The sequence below is a fragment of the Arthrobacter sp. THG-b23 genome (genome assembly GCF_059091265.1).
Genome location: NZ_JBNHGM010000010.1, coordinates 1 through 16,766, shown reverse-complemented (window position 1 = coordinate 16,766; position 16,766 = coordinate 1). Strand labels below are relative to the sequence as shown.

The following is a 16,766-nucleotide window of genomic DNA, read 5'->3' as shown; positions in this document are numbered from 1 at the left end:
GAACAACACCATGAGCAAAAAGCTAATCAACGAGACGGCCTCGACGGTCAACGGCAACGTCTCCTTCTGGTTTGCCGAGGGCGGGCTGCCCGCGCCCCGGCCGGCCTTGGCCGGGGACACGACGGCGGATGTCGCCATCGTCGGCGCCGGCTACACCGGGCTGTGGACGGCGTACTACCTCAAGAAGGCCCGGCCGGAGCTGGACGTCGTCGTGCTCGAGAGCCGCTTTGCCGGCTTCGGTGCCTCGGGCCGCAACGGCGGCTGGTTGACCAACAGCATCACCGGCGGCCGCGGCCAGTACGTGAAGGCGCACGGCCGTGCGCTGGTGGGCCGGTTCCAGACGCTGCTGAACGAGACCGTGGATGAGGTCATCGCCGTCGCCGGCGCGGAGGGCATCGACGCCGGTGTCCGAAAGGGCGGGGAGCTGAACGTGGCCCGCAACCCGGCCCAGTTGGCACGGCTCAAGGCCTTTGCCGCAGCCGAAGCCCAGTGGCCCGAGGCGGGCGTCCGCCTGCTGAGCGAGGCGGAAAGCAACGAGCGGGTCCGGATCGCCGGCACGCTCGGCGCCGTTCACCAGCCGCACTGCGCCCGGATCCATCCGTCCAAGCTGGTCCGCGGCCTGGCGGAGCGGGTGGAAGCACTCGGGGTGAGGATCTACGAGGACACCACCGTCACCGAGATCAGCCCCCGTCTGGCGCGGACGGAGAAAGGTAATGTCCAGGCCGAGTACATCCTGCGGGCGACGGAGGGCTTCACCGCGAACCTGAAGGGGTCGCACCGCGAATGGCTGCCGATGAATTCGTCGATGATCGCCACCGAGCCCCTCGGTGACGACGTCTGGGCCGCAATCGGGTGGAATGAGTTCGACACCGTGGGCGACATGGCGCATGCCTACATGTACGCCCAGCGCACGGCCGATAACAGGATTGCGCTCGGCGGACGCGGCGTCCCCTACCGGTTTGGCTCCAAGACCGACACGGACGGGGCCACCCAGCCCGAAACCATCCAGAACCTGGCCGCGATCCTGCATGACATGTTCCCGGCGGCCCGCGGTGCACGCATCGACCACGCCTGGGCCGGCGTGCTGGGCGTGCCGCGCGACTGGAAGGCCACCGTCGGACTGGACCGGGAGACCGGCATCGGCTGGGCCGGTGGGTACGTCGGCACCGGCGTGACCGCGACGAACCTGGCCGGCCGGACGCTGCGGGACCTGGTCCTGGGCTCGGAGAGCGAACTGACCACCATGCCGTGGGTGAACCGCCGGGTGCGCAAATGGGAAGTGGAACCGCTGCGGTGGATTGCCGTCCAAGCCCTGTACGCGGCGTACTACGCCGCAGACAAGTCGGAAAACTCCGGCCGCACGTCCACATCCCCGATCGCCAAGGCCGCAGACCTCATCTCCGGCCGCGCCTGAAGTACCTCCCGCTGGTCGAGCAGCGGAAGCAACGGCCTGCTCGACCAGCGCGGATCATCCCTGAGAAAGGATCAACCATGTCCATCGACACCATCCACCTCCCCTCGGCGCCCCGCGCCGTGCTCGGAGCGCCCGCGCCCAAGCCCACGGCGGTCACCGAAGGCCAGCACGAGGCATCCCGGGAGGTCTGGAGCGCGGACAGCCTGAACGTGGGCGTCTGGGAGTGCTCCCCCGGTCTGTTCACCGCGGTGCGGGACGGCTACCACGAGGTTTGCCAGATCCTGACCGGGCGGGTAACCATCACCGCGGAGGGGCAGACGCCGGTGGAAGCGCGCGCCGGCGACACCGTTGTCATGCCCGCCGGTTGGAAAGGCACGTGGGACGTCCACGAGACCGTCCGGAAGACCTACATCACCCTGGACGGCGTCGGCGGCCAGTAGCCCGTCAGCTGCCGAGCCCGTCCTTGGGCAGGGTGAGGTCGTCGTTCTTGGCAAGTTCCTCGACGTTGACGTCCTTGAACGTGATCACGCGGACGGATTTAACGAACCGGGCGGAACGGTAGACGTCCCAGACCCACGCGTCCTGCAGGGTCAGGTCGAAGTAGACCTCGCCGTCGGCAGAGCGCGCCTGCAGGTCCACGTGGTTGGCCAGGTAGAAGCGGCGCTCGGTTTCAACGACGTAGCTGAACAGGCCGGCGACATCGCGGTACTCCCGGTAGAGCTGCAGCTCCATGTCGGTCTCATAGTTCTCAAGGTCTTCGGCGCTCATGTATCCATCCTGCCCCAGATTGCCCGGCGGCGTTTACTCCGCGAGTTCGACGGCGGGCATCAGCGGTTGCTCGGGGGTAAGCCGCCAGCTTCTGCGGTGCAGCTCCGAGGGGCCGATGCCCTGCAGGGCGGCGCGGTGCGCGGGAGTAGCGTAGCCCTTGTTGATGTCCCAGGCGTAGTCCGGATAGTCGGAGGCGTAGCCGGTCATCATGGCGTCGCGCTCCACCTTGGCCAGCACGCTCGCGGCCGCCACGCTGAGGCACTGCAGATCCGCCTTGATCCTGGTCCGCACCGGCGCGTCGCAGCCGGGCTGCGCGACGTCGTCGAAGAGCGACGGTTCCCCGGCCGACAGCCAGTCGTGGTTGCCGTCGAGAATCACGATGTCCGGTCGGGCGGTGGCCAGCACCTGGCCCCAGGCGCGCGCACCGGCCAGCCGCAGGGCCGCCATCAGGCCCAGCGCATCGATTTCCGCCGCGCTGGCGTGCCCCACCCCGTAGGCCGTCGCCCACTTCTGGATCTTGGGCACCAGGGCCACCCGGTCCGCCGGGCTGAGCAGTTTGCTGTCGCGGACGCCGCGGATCTGTTTGGCCGAGGTCGCGTCGATGGCCACCATCCCTACACTGACCGGTCCGGCCAGGGCTCCGCGGCCCACTTCGTCCGCACCGGCGACCAGCCGATGGCCGGCCTCGATGAAGGACCGCTCAAAGCGCAGCGTGGGGGCCCTGCCGGTCACTGTGTCTCGTCCTGCCGGGCCATGGCCGGCTTCTCCGTGCCGGACGCCTCGGACGGTTCCGGGACGCCGTCGAACACTTCCGGATAATTGCCCAGGAAGCCCAGCCGGTCCAGCGGCCAGGCGATGACGCTGGCCTTGCCTTCGACGGACTCGAGGTCCACGAAGCCCTGCGACGCCTCGTCCTGATGTTCGCGCGAGTCCGCGGAATGGTTCCGGTTATCGCCCATGACCCAGATTTTACCCTCGGGCACAGTCACATCGAAGGGAATCCGGGTGTTGTCCGAGCCCGGCGCAAGGTAGGGATCCTCGTCCAGCGGCTCCCCGTTGACCGAGATGCGGCCATCGGCGTCGCAACAGACCACCTGGTCGCCGCCAAGGCCAATGACGCGCTTCACCAGGTGCTGCTGGGACGCATCAGGCATCAGCCCGACGAAGGTGAGGATCTGCTGGAACCAGTTGCCGGCGTCGTCCACGCCGTTCGGAGGCAGCCAGCTGAGCTTGTCCTGGAAAACCACCACGTCGCCGCGGCTGAGCTCGAACGGCTGCGGGACCAACAGGTTCACGAAGATCCGGTCGTCCACCTCCAGCGTGTCCTCCATGGAGGTCGACGGAATGAAGAAGGCGCGGAAGAGGAAAGTCTTGATCAGGAAAGAAAGGACGACGGCGACCGCGACGATCGTGGCGATCTCCTTCAGCCACGACAACAGGGAGTTCCGCCCGGCGCTCTTGCGTTCGCTCTGGCGTTCGCGCTTCCGCGGCCCGGAGGCATCCGGCTGGTACCCGCCAGTATCCTTCGGGTCCTGGTCCATACTCACTATCCTCGATTCTCCGCTGGCTGGGCATCCAACTGTATCCGGTCCAGCCCGGCCATCCGGTCGAGCGGCCAGATGATGCTCAGCGGGCGGCCAATGACGCGCTCGACGGGGACCATGCCGCCGCCCGGCGCGCCGAGGAGGGCACGCGAATCGGCCGAGGCCGACCGGTGGTCCCCCATTAACCACAATCTATCCTCGGGCACCTGGACGGAGAACTTCATCTCGCTGGGCGCGTCGCCGGGAAAAAGGTAATCCTCCTGGACCGGTTCGCCATTGACCAGCAGGCGCCCGTCCGGACCGCAGCATTCGACCGAGTCCCCGGGCAGGCCGATCACCCGTTTCACATAGATGGTGTCGCTCCCGGCAACCCCGAGCCACTGGCCGGCCTGCTGGAGGGCGTCCACGAACGGGGAATTGCCGCTGTTGAAGGGCGCGAACGAGCCCCGCCCGTCGAAGACCACCAGGTCGCCCCGCCGGATCCCGCCGAAGTGGTAGTCGGTGCGTGAAACCAGGACACGGTCGCCGGTCTCCAGCAGCGGCTCCATCGACCCGGACGGGATGTAGTACACGTCCAGCAGTGTGGCGCGCACGACGGCGCTGAGCACCACGGCGCAGGCCACGACGGCCAACACAAAACGCCAGCCCGGAAGTCCGGGCCGGCGTCTTGGTTGTTCCCCCGAAGCTTCGGGGGAACCAGAGAGGTGCTGCACTGCCTAGGTCAAGAAGTTGCCGGTGGGCAACTTTACTTGGCGGTGCCGAAGTCGCGCTTCTCCTTGATGCGGGCTGCCTTGCCGTGGCGCTTGCGCATGTAGTACAGCTTGGCGCGGCGCACGTCGCCCTTGGTTACGACCTCGATGTGGTCGATGATCGGGGAGTGTACCGGGAAGGTACGCTCCACGCCCACGCCGAAGGAAACCTTGCGGACGGTGAAGGTCTCGCGGACACCATGGCCCTGGCGGCCCATGACGTAACCCTGGAAAACCTGGATACGGGCGGTCTTGCCTTCGATGATGTTCACGTGCACCTTGACGGTGTCGCCGGCGCGGAACTCGGGAACGTCGCTGCGCAGGGATGCTGCGTCAACAGAGTCGAGGATATGCATTGCTCACTCCTGGTGAACGCCACAGGTCATTCACTTTGGTCACGGCGCGACGGTCAGGCACATGCCTGCAACCGTCGCTGCCGAAATTCAAGAACCGGCCATCCGGGAATCGGCGGCCGGAGAGTCCAACTGTTGGCAACGCTCCCCCTGTGGCAGGAACGTGCCCAGCGGACACAATCCTCTATTTTGCCACACGGCACGCCCCAAGCTCTAATTCCGCGCGGCCAAAAATTCAGTTGCGCCGAAACACGGCTCCGCCTGCGAGGTCAGGAGGTATGGGGGGTGTTCCTGACGGCATCCGCTGACCTCGACGGAACCGGCACGACCTGATCGGGCGTGACGGTGTAGCCGAGTTCCGCCAGGGTTGCGCGGTCCTGCTTGTCCAGGGTCTCCGGATCCAGTGCCAGGATCAGGTCCGGGCGGCGCTCGGCGGTGCGGCGCAGCTGTTCGTCGCGGCGGTGCCGGGCGATCTTGGCGTGGTTGCCGCTGAGCAGAACCTCCGGGATCCCGCGGCCGCGCCAGTCGGAGGGTTTGGTGTAGACCGGATACTCCAGCAGCCCGTCGGAATGGGACTCCTCCACCAGCGAGTCGGGGTTGCCGACGACGCCGGGAATGAGCCGGCCCACGGCCTCGACCATCGCCAGCACGGCCACCTCTCCCCCGTTAAGCACGTAATCGCCGAGGCTGACCGGGCGGACCCGGAAATGCCCGTCCGCCCAGTCGAGGACGCGCTCGTCGATGCCTTCGTAGCGGCCGCAGGCGAAGACCAGGTGGTCTTCGGCGGCGAGCTCGTAGGCGAGGGCCTGGTTGAAGACCTCGCCGGCCGGGGACGGGACGATCAGGACGGGTCGCGCGGCGGCGGGCTCGGGGACCCGGTCCGCCGCGGGATCCGGGCGGGCCGGCAGGTCTGTGCCGGAGTCCGCGGCAATAACGACCGACTCGAGCGCCTGCGCCCAGGGCTCGGGCTTCATGACCATGCCGGCGCCGCCGCCGTACGGGGTGTCGTCGACGGTGCGGTGGCGGTCGGTGGTGAAGTCGCGCAGGTCGTGGACCTGCAGTTGCAGCAGCCCGTCTTGGCGCGCCTTGCCGATCAGCGACAAATCCAGCGCCGCCAGGTATTCCGGAAAGATGCTGACGACGTCGATGCGCACCTAGCGCTCCCCCTCGCCGTCGTCGGGGGTCTCCTGCGCATCCGGCGAGTTCAGCTCGAACAGCCCGGCCGGCGGCGTGAGCCGGACGAAGCCCGCTTCCACGTCCACTTCCGGCACGATCTCCTCGACGAATGGCACCAGCACTTCCCCGCCGTTCAGGTCCTCCACGATCAGCAGGTCCTGGGCGGGCATGGTGTTCAGTCCGGAGACCTTGCCGACCACGTCTTCCCCGATGCGCACGTCGAGGCCGACGAGCTCGTGTTCGTACCAGGCGTCGTCGTCGTCTTCGACGTCCTCGGTGTCGACGAAGAGCCTGGCGCCGCGGAGTTCTTCGGCACCGTTACGGTCGGCGACTTCATGGAAACCCAGCAGCAGGATGTCTTTGTTCCAGCGGGCACTGCGCACCGTCAGCGGCCCCAGGCCGGCCGGCTCCACGGTCAGCTCGACGTCGGGAACGAAGCGATCGGCCGGAGCGTCCGTCAGCACCTGGACCGTAACCTCGCCCCGAATGCCGTGCGGCTTGCCGATCCGGGCAACTTGTACCTGCATGCAGACTCCTTTGGAAGAAAAACGTCCGGCCCCTGGACCATTATCTGGTACAGGGGCCGGAGGTTATGGAATGGGTGCCCGGCTCGATGCCGGGCGGGCGCCGATCCGGATCAGCGGCGGCGGTCGGTATCGACCACATCCACGCGGACCTGGTCATCGGCCAAGGCGTTCACTACCGTGCGCAGTGCGCGGGCAGTGCGGCCCTGGCGGCCGATGACGCGGCCCAGATCCTCCGGATGAACACGCACCTCGATGATGTCACCGCGGCGGTTGCTCTTCTGCGTGACCTTGACGTCGTCAGGACTGTCGACGATCCCGCGGACCAGATGATCGAGCGCTTCGGCCAGCATTACTCAGCCTTTTCGGCTTCGTCTGCGGCTGCTTCCTCGGCCGGAGCCTCGGCAGCTTCTTCCTTCTTGGCCTTCGGGGTGATGGCCTCGGGGACGATCACGGAATCCTTTTCGGGAGCCACGAAGGCCTCCTTGGCAGCCTTGGTCTTGAGGGTGCCTTCCTGGCCCTCAATGCCCTTGAACTTCTGCCAGTCGCCCGTGATCTTGAGCAGAACTTCGGCCTGCTCGGTCGGCTGGGCGCCGACGCCGAGCCAGTACTGGGCACGCTCGGAGTTGATCTCGATGAACGAGGGCTCTTCGGTCGGGTGGTACTGCCCGATCTCTTCGATGGCACGGCCGTCGCGCTTGGCGCGGGCATCCATGACAACGACGCGGTAGTGGGCAGAGAACTTCTTACCGAAGCGCTTAAGGCGAATCTTTACGGCCACTGTTGTGGTCACTCCTGGTTCTGAAAATGGGCGAACCCGTATGTCTGCTCCCGTGGGGCGGGCCATGGTTGGGGTTCAAAGGACAAGATACACACGCGGAGAGAGGGGCCGCGCAGATCGAGTACCTGTCTATTGTGCCAGATAGGAACCAATCCGCGCGACTTGGCGACGGCGGCGCGTTGCCACCGGTTTGGCGGCGGGCACCGGGGCCGTTGGGCCCGGGAACGTCAGGCTTCGGCGGTCGTGGACCAGACGTAGAGCTGCTGGCGTTCGGCCTGCTCCGCCTGCGACGCCAGCTGCGCGATCCGGCGCACGTTGTCTTCGGCGATGGCGCCGCTGAACGGCATGTCCTCTTCGGCGGCCCACCGGGAGGCGACCTCCGGGATCAAGGAGGCACCGTCGTCGTCGGTGTAGGTCAGCAGTTCCGCCAGCGACTGGACCATGGCATCCGGGGCGACCATCAGGTAGTCGCTGGAGACGTCGGCCATGTCCAGGGCCTCGCCGCCGGCGGCGCCGACGGCCTTGGCAGCCAGGCCGCCGAGGATTTCAATCTCCAGGTCCGTGACCCCGTTGAGGCGAAGACTGGGCGCATCCTCGACCTGGGCCATTGGCCCGTCGGTTTCCCCACGGGAGTCGACGCTGGCCTCGAGCTCGGCGGCGCGCCGGACGGCGACATCGTGGGTGGCGACAAAGATTTCGGTGGTTCCGGACATCTGCAGGTCCTTCCGCGGCTAGACCAAGTGGTTCCTCTTCAGCCTAGCCGCACCGGGCGGAATTCCGCCTCAGCCGACGGCGACGCGCAGCTGGTTGCGCCACGGATCCTCGAAGCGCAGCTCGGCCCCGGTGTGGTGGTTGGCAATGCCGGCGCTGGTGAGGCGTTCGGTCAGGGCGCCGACCTCGTCCTCGGTCGGCACGTGGATCAGCACCTCGCCCAGCCCCAGGGTGTCCTTGCGCGGCCCGGCCCCGCGGCTGTTCCAGACGTTCATGGCCATGTGGTGGTGGTAGCCGCCGGCGGCGACGAACAGCGCCTGGCCGTGCCAGCCGGCGGTGCGTTCGAAACCGAGGGTCTTCACGTAGAACTCCTCGGCGACGTTGGTGTCGCCGACCTGCAGGTGCACGTGGCCGATTCCGGCGCCGGCCTCGCGCTGGCTGGAGAGGGACTCCTCGGTCAGGTGGCTCTGCAGGTAGGTCTGGGGGTTGAGGGCCAGGCTGTCCATGTGGACCTCCTTGCCGTCGGCGGTCTCATTCCAGGACCACTGGTCGCGCGGGCGGTCCCAGTAGAGCTCGATGCCGTTGCCCTCCGGGTCAGTGAAGTAGAACGCCTCGCTGACCAGGTGGTCGGCGCTGCCGGCGAACCTGGAGGGATCGGTCTGCGCCGCGGTGGCCACGGTGGCGGCCAGGTCCGACTGGTTCTCGAACAGGAAGGCGGTGTGGAACAGCCCGGCCTCGCCGCGGGACGGCAGCTGCAGCCCGTTGGCCGGAGCCAGGTGGAGCAGCGGCGTGGTGCCGCGGCCCAGGAAAACCCCGCCCAGTCCCTCCGAGACAGGATCCAGCCCCAGCGCCTGCTGGTAGTAGTTGGTCATGTTCTTCATGTCGCCGACCTTGAGCATCACGGTGCCCATGCTGAGGTCGCCGGAGAGCAGGTCCTGGGGATTTACTTGAATGTTCATGCAATCAACAATACTTGAAGCTTCACGTTTATTCCAGTCCGGGGCTCCGGCCGCCGCATCCGGGCTCAGCGGCGGCGCCGGTACGCCAGATAGCTGCCCAGCGCCACGTCTCCGGCCGCCTGCAGCACCAGCCCCAGGGCGCCAGCCCGCAAGAACCGGGAGCTGGCGGGCCGGCGTCCGGCGGCGCGGAACAGCAGGGCGGCGCCGGTGGCAGCCGCGGCGGCACTGCCGGCCAGCAGGCCGGGGCGCGCGACGACGGCGCGCTGCCACGCCGCCAACGGTCCCCTGCCTTCCGCCGGGGTGCTGGCCAGTTCCAGCAGTGCCTTGCCGATCGACTGGACGGGGATCGATTCCATCCCAGGGACCCGGTCGGGCTGCAGCGACCCTTCGGCGAGCCGGGCGGCGACCGGGGGCAGTTGCAGCAGTTGGCCCGCGCGGGCCAGGATCCCGGGCTCGTCCGGGGAGGCCATCAGTTCCTGCAGCCCCTCGACGGCGCCCGGTTCCAGGCCGAGCACATCGCTGAGCCGCTGCGTGTCGGGTCCTTCCGGATGCACAATCCGGCCGAGCAGCCGCAGCGCCTCGGCGTCGGCCCGGGACGCCGAAGGGAACGGCTTGGCCGGTGCCTCCCAGGCATGCCAGAAGCTGGTGTCCGGGTCGCTCCGCGTGCCGGGCAGCCATGCCTCGACCGCGCGGAAGCCGTCCAGGTCCATCAGCGCCACGATCGGTTTGGCCGAGGCCGGCCAGTTGTAGAGCCCGGGCGCCGCCTCCCCATAGACCAACACGATCCGCTGGCCGGGTGCGGCCCCGTCGGGACGGCCCGCGTCGGGCTCCAGGACATGGAGTTCCACGCCGTTGAGGGCGCCGAACATCATCAGGTCCTCGCGCCGGAACTTGCCCACCAGCACGGTGCGCAGCTCGGCCGCGTCCGGCACTGCGGACTCCTCGGCCTCGTCTGGTTCCGGCACGGCGTCCACTTCCAGCGCAGCATCCGGTGCGGGTGCCTCGTATTCGACGCCGTCAATCTCCACGGCCGCCCCCAGGTCGGCGGAGAGCCCGCGGACCAAGGCCGCGACGTCGGGCCCCGGCACTGCCTGTCCGGCCGGATCCAGGACGGCGGCGCGTTGTTCCCCGTTCACGGCCAGCAGCACAGAGACCACGCTGTCGCCTGCCTGCGGGGCGCCGCCGGCAAAGGCGCCGAGCAGCGAGCGGTCGGTGAGTTGCTGCTGCAGGGCCGCGACGCCGGCTTCGTCCAGCGGCCACGGCCACCACAGCTGTCCTGACGCTGGTTCCCAGCCTGATTCATTCATAGCTCAACGCTAGCAACCAATGATCAGTCCGGCAGTGCTGCCCCGGCCAGGAAGGCCGTCAGCAGGGCATGGCCCCGGTCGGTGTCCTGCGGCCGGTGGTGCCCGCCGGCGTGGCGGTGGACGGCGCCGGTCCCGGCCAGGTATTCGGCCACTTCCTCGTACAGCGGTTCCCAGCCGCCGGTGACCACCAGGGTGGGCAAGCCGGGGACGATGTGCAGCGGCGCCTGCCAGGGCGGAGACTGCAGCCGGACGCGCGTCGCCTGGGCACGGTCGGCCGCGGAGGCCAGCGGCAGCGCCTCGGCGCCGACCACCAGCCGGACGAAGGCGCGCTGGTATTCCTCGTCGGTCAGCTCCCGCCGCGCGTCGAACAACGGCTCCAGCCGTTCGCGGTAGGCACGGGTGGCCGGCAAGTCCGCGGTCAGGGATAGGCAAGCGGGTTCGAACAGCGTGAGCGAGTGCACCCTGGTCGGGTGCTCGACCGCGGCCATCATCGCCGCGACGGCGCCCTGCGCGTGGGCCACGACGTGGGCGCCCGGTCCCAGATGCCGGCCGACGATCCGGGCGTCCTCGTCGAAGTCGGTCGGGCGGGGTTCTGTTTGCGGGTCAAACCCGTGGCGGCGCACGAACAGGCAGTCGTAGCGTCCGGCCAGGCGGTGCTGGTGCGGCCAGGCAGCGGCTCCGAAGCTGTCGGTGCCGTGGACAAAGACCACCCGCTCTCCGCTGCCTCTGACTGCCATGGGAGAAATACTAGACGCCGGAACCCACGGTTCCCTTGGAGTCTCCGGCGGCCTCCAGCGCCCAGACGTGGGGCACCAATTCGCGTTCCGGGACGCGCAGCTGCCCGGTCCGGAGCACCTGTCCGTGGCGCAGTTCAACTACGGTGAGCAGTTCGTGGGCGCGGAGCCCCGCGGCCAGCTGGGCGGATTGCGCGGGGTCCAGGACGGCCTCGGCCTGCTCGACGGGCAGGAAGACCGCCTGTCCCCCGGCACCGGCGGCGAGTTCGCCGCCGTCGTACGTTCCGCCGTCGTACACAAAGGTGATGGCTTCCGCGGCTTCGCCGTCCATCAGCTGGTAATCCAGCGCCAGGATGCGTCCGGGTGGTACGAGCAGGGAGGACTCGGCGAGCACCCGGGCCGCTGCCGCCCGCGGGTCCTCGCCGGGCCGGACCGGCGCCGCCGGCAGAGTGGGACCGCCGGGATTGTTCACCAGCACTACGGAACCGCCCACACTGCGCACGATCACCGCGACGGTGTCCCGCCGCGTTCCGGGCCTGCCGCCGTCGGCGCCGCGTGCCTGCTCTGCCACAAAACTCCTTCGCTGCGCTGCCGCGGGTGGGACCGATGCTCGCCGGGGCGAACAGTGCCGCCCGGCCAACGATCCGCGTGATCACCCGGTCCCGTGTCCACGGTGAAACGATTCGACAACCAGCTTACCTTCCGGCGCATGCAAAGTGCCGCGCGGCGCAGGGCAAGCGCCCCCGCCGGCGCATGGAAAGTGCCCCGCCGGATAACGACGGGGCACTTACGTGCAGCGGAACAGTCTTCGCGGCTACTTGCCGAGGAACTTCTCGAAGCCCTTGGGCAGGTTCAGCGCCGACGGATCGAAGTCCTGCCCGTCCTGCGGGGCGCCGAAGGCACTTCCCGCGGGAATGGAGGCCTTGTTCTTGCGGCGCTCCTCGGCCTCGCGCAGCTCCTGGGCCGCCTTGGCCGGGTTGCCGGAGCGGGCCTTCTTCTTGCCCTTGGCGGTTTGCTGCTTCTTCCGTGCGCCGCCGAAGCCGCCCGGACCGGCCACGCCGGGCATGCCCGGGATGCCGCCGCCCTGAGCCATCTTCTTCATCATCTTCTGCGCCTGGCCGAAGCGCTCCAGCAGGCCGTTGACCTCGGAGACGTGCACGCCGGAGCCCTTGGCGATGCGGGCCCGGCGGGAGCCGTTGATGATCTTCGGGGCAACGCGCTCGTGCGGGGTCATCGACCGGACGATCGCCTCCACGCGGTCGATCTCGCGTTCATCGAAGTTCTCCAACTGCTGGCGCATGTTGGCGGCGCCCGGCATCATCATGAGCATCTTCTTCATCGAGCCCATTTTGCGGATCTGCTGCATCTGGGCGAGGAAGTCGTCGAGGGTGAAGTCTTCCTGGTCGGCGAACTTCTGCGCCATCCGCTCGGCTTCGCCCTTGTCCCAGGACTTCTCCGCCTGCTCGATCAGGGTGAGCATGTCGCCCATGTCCAGGATGCGGTTGGCCATCCGGTCCGGGTGGAAGATCTCGAAGTCGTCCAGGTTTTCGCCCGTGGAAGCGAACATCACCGGCTTGCCGGTCACCGAGGCAACGGAGAGCGCCGCGCCGCCGCGCGCATCGCCGTCGAGCTTGGAAAGGACCACGCCGGTGAAGTTGACGCCTTCGTTGAAGGCCTGCGCGGTGTTGACCGCGTCCTGGCCGATCATCGCGTCAATCACGAAGAGCACTTCGTCCGGGTTGACGGCGGCGCGGATGTCAGCCGCCTGCTGCATCATCTCGGCGTCGACGCCCAAGCGGCCGGCGGTGTCCACGATGACGACGTCGTAGAGCTTTTGCCGCGCCTCGGCCACGCCGTCGCGGGCCACGGCCACCGGATCACCGGTAACGGCGTCGAACTCGGACTGCACGCCCGGGTGCGGGGCGTAGACCGGCACGCCGGCGCGCTGGCCGTTGACCTGGAGCTGGGTGACGGCATTGGGGCGCTGCAGGTCGGCGGCCACCAGCAGCGGGCTGTGGCCCTGGCTTTTGAGCCACTTGGACAGCTTGCCCGCCAGGGTGGTCTTGCCGGCGCCCTGCAGGCCGGCGAGCATGATCACCGTCGGCGGGGTCTTGGCCAGCTTGATGCGCCGGGTCTCGCCGCCCAGGATGTTGACCAGCTCGTCGTTCACGATCTTGACGACCTGCTGCGCGGGGTTCAGCGCCGCGGAGACTTCTTCGCTGAGCGCGCGTTCCTTCACGTGGGCCGCGAACTCGCGCACCACGGGCACGGCGACGTCGGCGTCGAGCAGGGCACGCCGGATTTCGCGTACGGTGGCGTCGACGTCGGCCTCGGACAACCGTCCCTTGCCGCGCAGATTCTTGAAGGTTGAGGCCAACCGGTCAGAGAGTGAATTGAACACGCGCCGTGTCTACTTTCGTCGATCTGGTTCACAGTCCCCGGGCCGCGCCGGAGTTCAGCACTTAAGGGTATCAACTGGCCGCGGCAGCAGTCGCGCCGGCCACCCCGGTTGACGCTCGTGCGGACCTAGTGCCTTTGGCCGGCCCGTGAAGGAGGACGCCGCGGGCGGGCAAGGAGTACGCCGGGCGGCCGGGTGTTCCCGCGGCCGACAGACCGTTCCCCCCAACGGTACAGCCGTGGCAAGGTGGGAAAGGTGAGCGTTGAACAAACCCAGACACAGGAACAGACCCACACCGAGGCCAAGTCCTCCCCCGCTGCCGACGGGCCGCTGCAGATCCGGACGTTGCTGATTTTGGGGGCTTCCGGCGACCTGACCGGCCGGCTGCTGCTGCCCGGGCTGGGCAAATTGATCGCCCAAGGCAGGACCAGCGGACTGAAAGTGGTGGGCGCTGGCTCGGACGACTGGGACGAGGGCAGGTGGCAGGAACGCGTCCGCGGCGCCTTCGATGCCTGCGCAGGTGCCGCGAACGACGACGGACGGCGGCAACTGATCAACGTCCAGGAAAACACCCGGTACCACTCGGTGGACGTGACTGCGGAAGGTGCCCTGGCGGAATTGCTGGCCGCACTGGATGGCCCGGTTGCCGTGTTCTTTGCCCTGCCGCCCGCGGTCAGCCAGAAAGCCTGCGAGATACTCCGGCCCGAGGACGTGCCGGAGGGGACCCGGTTGGTGTTGGAAAAGCCGTTCGGCTCCAGCCGTGAATCGGCCGCATCGCTGAACAAGACGCTGTTGAAGCTGGTGCCGGAGGACCATATCCACCGGGTGGACCACTTCCTGGGCAAGGCGACGGTCTTCAACATCCTCGGCCTGCGCTTCGCCAACCGCCTGCTGGAGCCGCTGCTCAGCAATGAACATGTGGCCAAAGTCGAGATTTTTTACGATGAGTCGCTGGCTTTGGAGGGCCGCGCCCGTTACTACGACGGCGCGGGCGCGCTGCGTGACATGATCCAGAGCCACTTGCTGCAGGTGATGGCATTGACCGCCCTGAACGCCCCGGCCACCATCCATGAGCGGGACCTGCGCGACCATATCGGCAGCGTCCTCCGTGCCAGCAGCGTCAACCCGGATTTCGCGAAGAGCACGCGGCGCGCCCGCTACACGGCCGGTCGGATCGGCGACCGCGATATCCCGGACTACGCCGCCGAACAGGGCGTGGACCCGGCCAAGAAGACCGAGACCTTGGCCGAGGTTGAAGTTTCGATCAACAACTCCCGGTGGTCCGGCGTGCCGTTCATCCTGCGCTCGGGAAAGGCTTTGGGCAAGCCGCAGAAGGAAGTGATCATCACCTTCAAACCGGTCAACCACCTGCCAACGGGCTTCAAGGGCATAGACGCCCCGACGCGGCTGCGGATTGGCCTCGGACCGGAAACCCTCCAATTGGAGATCGACGTGAACGGTCCGGGCGACATCTTCACGCTGGACCGGGCGGTCATGAGCGCCGACCTGCACTCGGCCGACCTGCTGCCCTACGGCGAAGTGTTGGAAGGCGTGCTGCGCGGCGACCCGCTCCTGTCCGTCCGCGGGGATATCGCCGAGGACTGCTGGCGGATAGTCGAGCCCGTGCTGAGGGCCTGGGAAAAGGACGAGGTTCCGCTGGAAGAATACGAAGCCGGCAGCAGCGGTCCGGCCAGCTGGGAAACTTCCCGGAGCGACAGGCCGCTCCCCTGACGGAGATCTAGATCGGTGAGTACCTAGAACGGTGGCGGGGTACCGTCCCACGGGTCGTCCGCGTCCGCGGCTCCGTCGCCACCGCTCTCGTCTCGGGGACTGTTTGCCCGGTCGTCCGGGCTTTCAGTGGCATCTCCCTCGTCCCGGCTTTCTGTGGCATCTCCGTCGCCGCCGGTGTTGCTTTGGGAGCTGTTGGCTCCGTCGTCGGGGCTTTCCGTGGCATTTCCTTCGCTGGGCGCCGAGGGGAGCGTGAGTGTCCAGCCGTCGTCGGGGGTGGTGGTGTGGGTGTGGCCGGAGCGGGTGGTGAAGTGGAGGGTTCCGTCGGGGTCCTGGGTGACGGTGGTGCCGGCGTGGTGTTTGGTTTTGTGGTCGGGTTTGCATCTGGCGCTGAGGTTTTCGGGGACGGTTTTGCCGCCGTCTTCCCAGGCGATGGTGTGGTCGATGTCGCAGTGGTCGGCGGGGATGGTGCAGCCGTAGTCGCGGCAGTGGCGGTCGCGCAGCCGGACGAGGCGTTTGAGCCATTCGGGCGGGTGGCGCAGGTCTTTGGCGGCGGCGGCTGCCTTGCCGTGGTCGTCGGTGAGCACGGTCAGCCAGGACTTGGCCAGGGCTGCGAGGTCGCGGGTCATTCCGGGCGGGATGGGCCCATAGCCGGTGAGGTCGCCAGGTTCTTCGGCGAGTCGGAGCAGGGTGTGCAGGGGCGCGGTGACGGCGACGGAGGCGGTCACGTTCCCGCCCCCGCAGGTACAGCGCCCCTGCATTGCCATCCCGGTGGTTGCGGTCCCTCGGGCGGCGTCTGGCGCTGTCCCGGTGGCGGCCGGGACCTCTGAGCCTGTTTCTTTGGTGGTGCTCGGTACAGTCCGCGCGGTGGCGGCTAAGGTTTCGGATCCGGCCGCCGTTTCCGAATCGGTCGCTAGTCCCGGGTCGGCTGATGCTTTGCTGGGGGCAATTCCGCCGGTGGCGATTGCCGTTCCGGAATCGGTTGCTGTTCCCGGACCGCTTGCCGCTTGGTTGGCGACTGCTTCGCCGTTGGCGGCTGCTTCGCCGTTGGCGGCTGCTTCGCCGTTGGCGGCTGTTTCGCCGTTGGCGGTTTCGGTGGTTTTGGTGTTTGTGGCGGGCTGGTAGGCGTGGCCGGGGTAGCGGAGAAGCATGTCGGTGAAGACGTCGGCGCGGAGTTGGCCCAGGGTGCGGGTTTCGTCGGCGGTCTGCAGTCTGCGGGCGTGGGCCTGCATGAGGTTGTAGGCGAGCAGGGCCTTGTCGGCGCTGGTGCGGATGTAAAGCTCGGCCATCCCGTCGTCCTGGGGCTGGTACTGGACGGTGCGGCGTTCCATCGCTGCCCGGTGCCGGGTTTCGAGGGGTTCGGGGTGCAGCCGGTCGCGGGCGGTGCGGGCCCGGGCCTGAACGGATTCGAGGGTGATGGCCCCGGCGCCGGGAACGGCCTTGGCTTCGTACCCTGCCAAGGCCTCGGGCGCCAGGCCGGCGCCTTTGCGGGCGATGGCGGTGGCGCGGTCCAGGTCGAGGTGGCCGTGGTCGAGGGCGGCGAGGGTGGCGGGCAGGCAGGTGGCGATCTGGTGGGCGTCGGCCAGTTCCGCTGCCGCGCGTTGGCGGGGCACGGCCAGG

At 68.2% G+C, this 16,766-nt stretch carries 19 protein-coding genes; 3 read left to right on the top strand and 16 right to left on the bottom strand.

What is annotated here, in order from left to right; all coding sequences use genetic code 11:
- The first annotated feature begins 10 nt into the window (after nucleotides 1-10).
- A complete protein-coding gene (locus AC5RVD_RS15180) occupies nucleotides 11-1,414 on the top strand; it encodes an NAD(P)/FAD-dependent oxidoreductase (RefSeq protein ID WP_494127374.1) in 1,404 nt (467 codons plus the stop codon).
- A 77-nt stretch (nucleotides 1,415-1,491) separates the two neighbouring features.
- Nucleotides 1,492-1,854 (top strand): cupin domain-containing protein, encoded by a 363-nt coding sequence (locus AC5RVD_RS15175; RefSeq protein WP_494127373.1) that lies wholly within the window; start codon nucleotides 1,492-1,494, stop codon nucleotides 1,852-1,854.
- Nucleotides 1,855-1,858: 4 nt separating this feature from the next.
- On the opposite strand, the gene AC5RVD_RS15170 is transcribed toward AC5RVD_RS15175, so the two are convergent.
- The 15 genes from AC5RVD_RS15170 to ffh all read right to left on the bottom strand — a co-directional run bounded on the left by AC5RVD_RS15170 (nucleotide 1,859) and on the right by ffh (nucleotide 13,421).
- A complete protein-coding gene (locus AC5RVD_RS15170; RefSeq protein WP_493986958.1) occupies nucleotides 1,859-2,182 on the bottom strand; it encodes a DUF2469 domain-containing protein in 324 nt (107 codons plus the stop codon).
- 33 nt (nucleotides 2,183-2,215) lie between these two features.
- Nucleotides 2,216-2,914: a ribonuclease HII gene (rnhB, locus tag AC5RVD_RS15165; RefSeq protein ID WP_494127372.1), complete on the bottom strand. Its 699-nt coding sequence runs from the start codon at nucleotides 2,912-2,914 to the stop codon at nucleotides 2,216-2,218.
- Nucleotides 2,911-3,723: a signal peptidase I gene (lepB, locus tag AC5RVD_RS15160; protein ID WP_494127371.1), complete on the bottom strand. Its 813-nt coding sequence runs from the start codon at nucleotides 3,721-3,723 to the stop codon at nucleotides 2,911-2,913. Before lepB (AC5RVD_RS15160) ends, rnhB begins: the two co-directional genes overlap by 4 nt.
- Nucleotides 3,724-3,728: 5 nt before the next feature.
- Complete coding sequence (lepB, locus tag AC5RVD_RS15155) at nucleotides 3,729-4,358, bottom strand: signal peptidase I (protein WP_494127435.1); 630 nt, start codon at nucleotides 4,356-4,358, stop codon at nucleotides 3,729-3,731.
- Nucleotides 4,359-4,471: 113 nt separating this feature from the next.
- Complete coding sequence (gene rplS / locus AC5RVD_RS15150) at nucleotides 4,472-4,831, bottom strand: 50S ribosomal protein L19 (RefSeq protein WP_493977364.1); 360 nt, start codon at nucleotides 4,829-4,831, stop codon at nucleotides 4,472-4,474.
- Nucleotides 4,832-5,097: 266 nt separating this feature from the next.
- The gene (trmD, locus tag AC5RVD_RS15145) at nucleotides 5,098-5,982 is read right to left on the bottom strand and encodes a tRNA (guanosine(37)-N1)-methyltransferase TrmD (RefSeq protein ID WP_494111940.1); all 885 of its coding nucleotides are present in this window, start codon (nucleotides 5,980-5,982) and stop codon (nucleotides 5,098-5,100) included.
- Nucleotides 5,983-6,531 carry a ribosome maturation factor RimM gene (gene rimM, locus AC5RVD_RS15140; RefSeq protein ID WP_493986953.1) on the bottom strand — a complete coding sequence of 183 codons (549 nt, stop codon included), beginning with the start codon at nucleotides 6,529-6,531 and terminating at the stop codon, nucleotides 5,983-5,985. It lies immediately after the preceding gene.
- 110 nt (nucleotides 6,532-6,641) lie between these two features.
- Nucleotides 6,642-6,881, bottom strand: coding sequence for an RNA-binding protein (locus tag AC5RVD_RS15135; protein ID WP_493977361.1), 240 nt, complete (start codon nucleotides 6,879-6,881; stop codon nucleotides 6,642-6,644).
- A complete protein-coding gene (gene rpsP, locus AC5RVD_RS15130) occupies nucleotides 6,881-7,309 on the bottom strand; it encodes a 30S ribosomal protein S16 (RefSeq protein ID WP_493977360.1) in 429 nt (142 codons plus the stop codon). Before rpsP ends, AC5RVD_RS15135 begins: the two co-directional genes overlap by 1 nt.
- A 227-nt stretch (nucleotides 7,310-7,536) precedes the next feature.
- Complete coding sequence (locus AC5RVD_RS15125; protein WP_493986952.1) at nucleotides 7,537-8,022, bottom strand: hypothetical protein; 486 nt, start codon at nucleotides 8,020-8,022, stop codon at nucleotides 7,537-7,539.
- A 69-nt stretch (nucleotides 8,023-8,091) separates the two neighbouring features.
- Nucleotides 8,092-8,979, bottom strand: a complete 888-nt coding sequence (locus AC5RVD_RS15120; RefSeq protein WP_494111938.1) for a VOC family protein — start codon at nucleotides 8,977-8,979, stop codon at nucleotides 8,092-8,094.
- Between the two features lie 65 nt (nucleotides 8,980-9,044).
- Nucleotides 9,045-10,286: a hypothetical protein gene (locus AC5RVD_RS15115; protein WP_494127370.1), complete on the bottom strand. Its 1,242-nt coding sequence runs from the start codon at nucleotides 10,284-10,286 to the stop codon at nucleotides 9,045-9,047.
- Between the two features lie 23 nt (nucleotides 10,287-10,309).
- Entirely contained in the window at nucleotides 10,310-11,023 is a 714-nt protein-coding gene (locus AC5RVD_RS15110) for an alpha/beta fold hydrolase (RefSeq protein WP_494127369.1), read from the bottom strand.
- Nucleotides 11,024-11,033: 10 nt separating this feature from the next.
- A complete protein-coding gene (locus tag AC5RVD_RS15105) occupies nucleotides 11,034-11,591 on the bottom strand; it encodes an NUDIX hydrolase (protein ID WP_494127368.1) in 558 nt (185 codons plus the stop codon).
- Between the two features lie 243 nt (nucleotides 11,592-11,834).
- Nucleotides 11,835-13,421: a signal recognition particle protein gene (gene ffh, locus AC5RVD_RS15100; RefSeq protein ID WP_494127367.1), complete on the bottom strand. Its 1,587-nt coding sequence runs from the start codon at nucleotides 13,419-13,421 to the stop codon at nucleotides 11,835-11,837.
- Nucleotides 13,422-13,754: 333 nt separating this feature from the next.
- Here ffh and AC5RVD_RS15095 point away from each other — a divergent pair, with 333 nt between their 5' ends.
- Nucleotides 13,755-15,149: a glucose-6-phosphate dehydrogenase gene (locus AC5RVD_RS15095; protein WP_494127434.1), complete on the top strand. Its 1,395-nt coding sequence runs from the start codon at nucleotides 13,755-13,757 to the stop codon at nucleotides 15,147-15,149.
- A gap of 23 nt (nucleotides 15,150-15,172) precedes the next feature.
- Here AC5RVD_RS15095 and AC5RVD_RS15090 read toward each other — a convergent pair.
- A partial coding sequence (locus AC5RVD_RS15090) for an HNH endonuclease signature motif containing protein (protein WP_494127366.1) occupies nucleotides 15,173-16,766 on the bottom strand: 1,594 nt, incomplete at its 5' end.